1 pseudogene is annotated in these 2899 nt (G+C 55.5%); it reads right to left on the reverse strand.

Going from position 1 to position 2899, the window contains the following annotated elements:
• Window positions 1-212: 212 nt before the first annotated feature.
• Window positions 213-2899, reverse strand: a pseudogene (locus ACIOWA_RS27715) (DNA-directed RNA polymerase subunit beta'); the annotation flags it as partial.

Raw genomic sequence — 2899 nt, forward strand, 5'->3', positions numbered from 1 at the left:
TAGCTCCACTGTTGTCTTGCGACGCTATTGTCTTGCAAGAAAAGCAAAATGGCAGGAACGAATTCCCGCCAAATTTAGGGGATCAAGAGTCTAAAGAGGATCTTGCCCCCAGTCAAGGCAAGGCCCCGACCTCCCCGCCCCTCGAACCTCGACAAATTGTCTCGATTCGATGAACGGAGCGATCAGGGCCTTACGCTCATATATCGCAGAACTCAGTTACCGCTCGAGTTCAGCGCTTCGGTCAGTGCAGCTTCCACTTCACTGGCGCTCACGCGCAACGGCTTGTCTGCTTCACGACGACGCTTGCGCTCGCTGTGATAGGCCAGACCGGTACCGGCCGGGATCAAACGACCCACGACTACGTTTTCTTTCAGGCCGCGCAGGTAATCGCGCTTGCCGGTGACGGCTGCTTCGGTCAGTACACGGGTGGTTTCCTGGAAGGAAGCCGCCGAGATGAACGATTCGGTCGACAACGACGCCTTGGTGATACCCAGCAGAACGCGAGTGAACTTGGAGACAAACTTGTCTTCCGCGCCCAGACGCTCGTTCTCTACCAGTACGTGAGTCAATTCCATCTGGTCGCCCTTGATGAAAGTGGAATCGCCGGACTCAGCGATTTCAACCTTACGCAGCATCTGACGCAAAATGGTCTCGATGTGCTTGTCGTTGATCTTCACGCCTTGCAGACGGTAAACGTCCTGGATCTCGTTAACGATGTACTTGGCCAGCGCGCTCACACCCAGCAAACGCAGGATATCGTGCGGATCGCTAGGGCCGTCAGAGATAACTTCGCCTCGGTTTACCTGTTCGCCTTCGAACACGTTCAGGTGGCGCCACTTCGGAATCAGCTCTTCGTACGGGTCAGTACCGTCGTTCGGGGTGATAACCAGACGGCGCTTGCCTTTGGTCTCTTTACCGAACGCGATGGTGCCACTGACTTCAGCCAGAATCGATGCTTCTTTCGGACGGCGAGCTTCGAACAAGTCGGCAACACGCGGCAGACCACCGGTGATGTCGCGGGTTTTCGAAGTTTCTTGCGGGATACGAGCGATAACATCACCGATCGCAATCTTCGCACCATCCGCAACACCGACCAGGGCGTTAGCTGGCAGGAAGTACTGAGCGATAACGTCAGTGCCTGGCAGCAACAGATCCTTGCCATTGTCATCGACCATCTTCACTGCAGGACGGATTTCCTTGCCGGCAGCTGGACGATCTTTCGCATCGAGTACTTCAATGTTGGTCATACCGGTCAATTCGTCAGTCTGACGTTTGATCGTGATGCCTTCTTCCATGCCCACGTAGGTCACGGTACCTTTCATTTCGGTAACGATTGGGTGAGTGTGCGGATCCCACTTGGCCACGATTGCGCCAGCGTCGACCTTGACACCTACTTTAACCGAGATCACAGCACCGTACGGCAGCTTGTAACGCTCACGCTCACGACCGAAGTCGTCAGCGATTGCCAGCTCACCGGAACGGGACACAGCAACCAAGTGACCATCCACTCGCTCAACGTGCTTCAGGTTGTGCAGACGGACGGTACCGCCATTCTTGACCTGAACGCTGTCGGCTGCGGAAGTACGGCTTGCCGCACCACCGATGTGGAACGTACGCATTGTCAGCTGGGTACCCGGCTCACCGATGGACTGGGCAGCGATAACGCCGACCGCTTCACCAATGTTCACCTGGTGACCACGAGCCAGATCTCGGCCGTAGCACTTGGCACAAATGCCATAGCGGGTTTCGCAGCTGATCGGCGAACGCACGATCACTTCGTCGATGCTGTTCAGCTCGATGAACTCGACCCACTTCTCGTCTACCAGAGTGCCGGCAGGAACGATGACGTCCTCGGTACCTGGCTTGAATACGTCACGGGCGATAACACGACCCAATACGCGCTCACCCAACGGCTCGACAACGTCACCGCCTTCAATGTGCGGAGTCATCAGCAAACCGTGTTCTGTGCCGCAATCGATCTCGGTTACAACCAGATCCTGCGCCACGTCTACCAGACGACGAGTCAGGTAACCGGAGTTCGCAGTTTTCAACGCGGTATCCGCCAGACCTTTACGAGCACCGTGAGTCGAAATGAAGTACTGAAGTACGCTCAAACCTTCACGGAAGTTCGCAGTAATCGGCGTTTCAATGATGGAACCGTCCGGCTTGGCCATCAGACCACGCATACCGGCCAGCTGACGAATCTGTGCTGCGGAACCCCGCGCACCCGAGTCGGCCATCATGTACATCGAGTTGAAAGACTCTTGATCGACTTCAACACCATGACGGTCGATGACTTTCTCTTTCGAGAGGTTGGCCATCATCGCCTTGGAAACTTCGTCGTTCGCCTTCGACCAAAGGTCGATCACTTTGTTGTACTTCTCGCCCTGGGTAACCAGGCCGGAGGCGTACTGGCTCTCGATCTCTTTCACTTCGTCGGTGGCAGCACCGATGATGCGGGCTTTTTCATCCGGGATAACGAAGTCGTTAACGCCGATGGAAACGCCGGAAATGGTCGAGTAAGCGAAACCGGTGTACATCAACTGGTCAGCGAAAATGACGGTCTCTTTCAAACCAACCACGCGGTAGCACTGGTTGATCAGCTTGGAGATCGCCTTTTTCTTCATCGGCAAGTTGACGACGTCGTACGACAGACCTTTCGGCACAACCTGGAACAGCAGCGCACGGCCGACGGTGGTGTCGACGATACGGGTACCGCTCACGCTATTGCCGTCACGATCGTTGACGGTTTCGTTGATACGTACTTTAACCTTGGCGTGCAGTGCGGCTTCGCCGGCACGGAACACACGGTCAACTTCCTGCAGATCCGCAAATACACGACCTTCGCCCTTGGCGTTGATCGCTTCACGAGTCATGTAGTACAGACACAATACAACGT

It is taken from the genome of Pseudomonas sp. NPDC087614, assembly GCF_044743485.1.
Classification (GTDB): domain Bacteria; phylum Pseudomonadota; class Gammaproteobacteria; order Pseudomonadales; family Pseudomonadaceae; genus Aquipseudomonas; species Aquipseudomonas baetica_A.